Consider the following 3,826-nt stretch of genomic DNA (forward strand, 5'->3'; position numbering starts at 1 on the left):
GAAACCCCACGCCTGCCTCATCTTTCGCCGCCTCCTGTGTGACCGACCCCGGTGGTTCCGGGCTCTGTAGCCATCCTCATCCCTCACACCGATGTAAGGGGCAACCGGCTGAGAGGCAGGTCACAGCATCAGGCCGACTGCGCCACCGGTTCCGGGGCGGCGGACAGCTCCGACCGGTGCCGGTTGTTGGCCCTGATCAGCACGTCGAGCGCATCTCGGGTCTCGATCAAATGCGCGATGTCGGCGTCGATCCGGTCGCGCTCGCGCGTCATCGCCGTGAACGTCTCCTCGGCGACGCCCAGGTCATTGGGGACGTCCACGCACGGCAGCACAGTCGCGATCACCCGGCTGGACATACCCGCGTCGAACAGCTGTCGGATGAGCGACACGCGCTCGACCGCGGCATCGGAATAGTGACGCTGTCCCGCGTCGGAGCGTGAGCTGGTCAGCAAGCCCTGCTCTTCGTAGTACCGCAGTGAGCGCGGACTCACGCCCGTACGCTTGGACAGCTCGCCGATCCGCATCCCTGCGAGCCTACCCCCGCGCACTCCAGGTTCAGACCATCATGCGACGGTGGCGACGCGGGCGCGGATCGTGTTGTGGCGGGCGGAGAATCGGCACGAACCCATAAACGTACGGGATCCCCGACATTCGCAAATGCCGCCGAGCGGGCGTTGGTCGATCACCCAGATCACCTGCCCGGCAGGGCTTTCCAACGCGCGCTCATGCCGAATACAGGAAGTTCGTAATGCGCAGCCCGGTCGTTGGTCGGTAGCGTTCGCGCTGTGAACAGCGCTGATGCTTTTCTGGAGACGTTCGCGGCGAGTGGCCTGCCGCCCTTGATCGGCCGGCGGCACGCCGGCGGAGACTTCCGCGGTGGCATCGTGACTCGCGACCTGGGGCCCTTGCGGCTCGCCAAGCTGTTCAGCCCGGAGGGCGAGTGTTTCCGGGACGCACGGTCCATCCGCGACGCCGACAGCGAGCTGTGGCAGATCGAGCTGGTTACGCGGGGGCGTGTGCGTACTGAGCAGGGGCGCAACACCGCTGTGCTCAGCCGGGGCGATCTCGTCCTGATCGACCCCGTGCGGCCGGTCCGGTTCGCCACTACCGCGACCGAGACCGTCACCATGCTGGTGCCGCGGCGCTCGCTGCGGCTTCGGCCGGACGACGCCGCCCGGCTGGCTGGGATGCGTATTCGCGGCGATTGTGGCCCCGGCGCGCTGGTGTCCTCGCTCACGCGGGAAATGGCGCGGTCGCTGACCGGGTTCCGCGCGGACGAGGCGGACAGGGCGGCGGCCGCGGTGATCGAGCTGATCGCGGTGGCGTTGTCGGCTCAGCTGGATGATGAGCGTCCGGCCTCCGACGAGGCGCTGCGTTCCCGAATTGTCGGCTTCATCGAGGCGAGACTGTCCGACAGGGACCTCGCCCCGCCGAAAATAGCTGCGGCGCACCACATGTCGGTACGCCGCCTGCACAAGCTGTTCGAGGACCAGCCGCTGACGGTGGCGGCCCTGATCCGCCGGCGGCGCCTCGAGCGGTGCCGCGCAGAGCTGGCCGGGACCGGTCGCACCGTCGCGGCCGTCGCGGCTGGCTGGGGGTTCGCCGATCCGGCGCACTTCAGCCGACTGTTCAAGGCCACCTATGGGTACAACGCGGCGGCACTCACGTCCAGCAACCGTGCGCGGACGATCAAGGCGCTTGCCGCCCGGCCCGGTAAGGATGGTGGCTGACAGCGCAGAAAGGTGTGATCTCATGGAACAGTCGGTCGAGGCGATGCGTGCCATCCCGGCACGGATGCTCGAGGGCTGGAACCGCGGTGATGCTGCCGCGTTCCTGGCCGATTTCGCGGACGATGCCGAACTCGTGGACTTCGAGGGGACCGTTCACAAGGGCCGCGAGCAGATGATCGCGGCCCATCAGCCGATTTTCGACACGGTGATGAAGGGTTCCCGGCTGGTGCAGGGCGAAGTGCTGTTCGCCCGGATCGTCGGGCCGGGCTGGGGTGTGGTGCACCACCGCATGGTCATGGCGATGCCAGGCGAGCAGCAGCCACCCGCAAGCCGCCGCTTCATGCAACTGCTTGTCGCCGTGTGGCAACACGACCGCTGGGAAGTCGCATCGCTGCAGAACTCGCGCTTGATCTCACTGGAGACAGCGATGGCCCTGGAATCCCTGGCCGCCGCCGAGTAAAGCCCAGGCATCGTCACCAACCCGAAATCAAGTGAGCACTCATGCCGCGGAGCGGGCGTTGGTCGATCACCCAAATCACCTGCCCGGCAGAGCTTCCCAACGCGCGCTTATACCGATGAACGTGCGTTGTACCGATCCTTTCCAAGGAGCATTGTGCTGGACGAGGCGGCTCAACGGGCGTCTGGTGGGATCGCCCAGAGTCTATCGGCGTCGCCCGCGTCGAGCCGACCTCGATAGACAGCGAGTTTGTGGTCGATGAGCTCGAGGTTTTCTTGGAGCTCAGTAAGTTTCGCGATCACATCGGCGCGGTGGGCTTCGAGCAAGTCCAGTCGTTGTTGCTCGTTACCGTGGCCGGCGTCAACGAGCTGGGCATAGCGCCGGATGGTCTTGATAGGCATGCCGGTAGCCCGAAGCTTCGTGCACACGGTGATCCAATCCAGATCGAGTTGCCGGTATCGGCGACGACCGCTGGAAGTCCTGTCGATGGTGGTGACGACCACACCGGCGCGTTCGTAATAGCGCAGCGTGTGCACGCTGACCCCGGTGCGACGGGCGGCCTCGGCAATGCCCACCCCCGCCTGCGGATTCGAAGGGGCGGATTGGGATCTCGATTGCGCTTTGACTTCGAGCACGCTCTAAATTCTAACGTCGCGGTATGACAACAACGTTGATCACCGGGGCCAACAAGGGGCTCGGCTACGAGACAGCCCGCCGACTCGTTGCGGCAGGCCATACCGTCTACATCGGCAGCCGGGATGCTGACCGCGGTCGACGCGCCGCCGAACAGTTGAGCGCACGGGCCGTTCAGCTCGACGTCACTGACGATGCGTCCGTACTCGCCGCGGCCGAGACCATCGAGGCAGACGGTGGGCTCGACGTGCTGGTCAACAATGCCGGCATCGCACCGGATTGCAGCGCTCCCAACGCCATAGTCGGCGCTGGCGAGGTGACCGCGGAATTGATGCGGAAGACGTTCGAGACCAACGTTTTCGGCATGGTCCGCGCACTGCACGCGTTTCTGCCACAGCTGCAGCGCTCGGCCGCCGCGGTGGTGGTCAACGTCAGCAGTGGGCTGGCATCCCTGACCCGGGCCTCCACCGAAGGCACAGCGGCATACGCCTACCCCGGCGTCGCCTACCCAGCATCCAAGACCGCCGTCAACGCCATCACCCTGCGCTACGCACAGGCATTCCCCACCATCCGAATCAACGCCGTGGAGCCCGGATTCACCAGCACCGACCTCAATGCAGGAACCGGCACACAGACCGTCGAGCAGGGCGCCGAAATCATCGTGCGCATGGCCCAAATCGACCACGACGGCCCTACCGGCGGATACTTCGACGCCGAAGGCACCGTCCCTTGGTGATCAAAACCTAGTGAAGTCAAGTACCCGATAATGCCGCTGGTCGGGCTGAGCGAAACGGCCATACCGTAGGTGGTGCCAGTCTTCCCACTGAACGGTTACACGGCCCTGGCGTGTTCCGGCCCTCAACCAGAATCGTCACGAAGATGATCGTCCCGCACGGCCCGGGTCGACGTCACGATGTTCGCAACCCGAGATGCTGCAAGCAATCTCGTGGCACCAACCTTAAAGTAGCCTGGCCGCACCAAGCCGATAACGAACACCGGGAAGCCA

5 protein-coding genes are annotated in these 3,826 nt (G+C 65.5%); 3 read left to right on the plus strand and 2 right to left on the minus strand.

The genetic code is table 11. From position 1 onward, the window contains the following. Nucleotides 1-128: 128 nt before the first annotated feature. Nucleotides 129-524, minus strand: coding sequence for a MerR family transcriptional regulator (locus K7711_RS46860; RefSeq protein ID WP_222979628.1), 396 nt, complete (start codon nucleotides 522-524; stop codon nucleotides 129-131). 261 nt (nucleotides 525-785) lie between these two features. On the opposite strand from K7711_RS46860, the gene K7711_RS46865 reads away from it, so the two are divergent. Both K7711_RS46865 and K7711_RS46870 read left to right on the plus strand, forming a co-directional pair. Continuing rightward, nucleotides 786-1,730: a helix-turn-helix domain-containing protein gene (locus K7711_RS46865; RefSeq protein ID WP_222979629.1), complete on the plus strand. Its 945-nt coding sequence runs from the start codon at nucleotides 786-788 to the stop codon at nucleotides 1,728-1,730. A 22-nt stretch (nucleotides 1,731-1,752) separates the two neighbouring features. Continuing rightward, nucleotides 1,753-2,190: an SgcJ/EcaC family oxidoreductase gene (locus K7711_RS46870; protein WP_222979630.1), complete on the plus strand. Its 438-nt coding sequence runs from the start codon at nucleotides 1,753-1,755 to the stop codon at nucleotides 2,188-2,190. 170 nt (nucleotides 2,191-2,360) lie between these two features. Here K7711_RS46870 and K7711_RS46875 read toward each other — a convergent pair whose 3' ends face one another. Beyond that, nucleotides 2,361-2,822 (minus strand): MerR family transcriptional regulator, encoded by a 462-nt coding sequence (locus tag K7711_RS46875; RefSeq protein ID WP_222979631.1) that lies wholly within the window; start codon nucleotides 2,820-2,822, stop codon nucleotides 2,361-2,363. 23 nt (nucleotides 2,823-2,845) lie between these two features. Here K7711_RS46875 and K7711_RS46880 point away from each other — a divergent pair, with 23 nt between their 5' ends. Further along, nucleotides 2,846-3,556 (plus strand): SDR family NAD(P)-dependent oxidoreductase, encoded by a 711-nt coding sequence (locus K7711_RS46880; RefSeq protein WP_222979632.1) that lies wholly within the window; start codon nucleotides 2,846-2,848, stop codon nucleotides 3,554-3,556. The last annotated feature ends 270 nt before the right edge of the window (nucleotides 3,557-3,826 follow it).

Origin of the sequence: Nocardia coffeae (assembly GCF_019890715.1) — a bacterium.
Taxonomy (GTDB): domain Bacteria; phylum Actinomycetota; class Actinomycetes; order Mycobacteriales; family Mycobacteriaceae; genus Nocardia; species Nocardia jiangxiensis.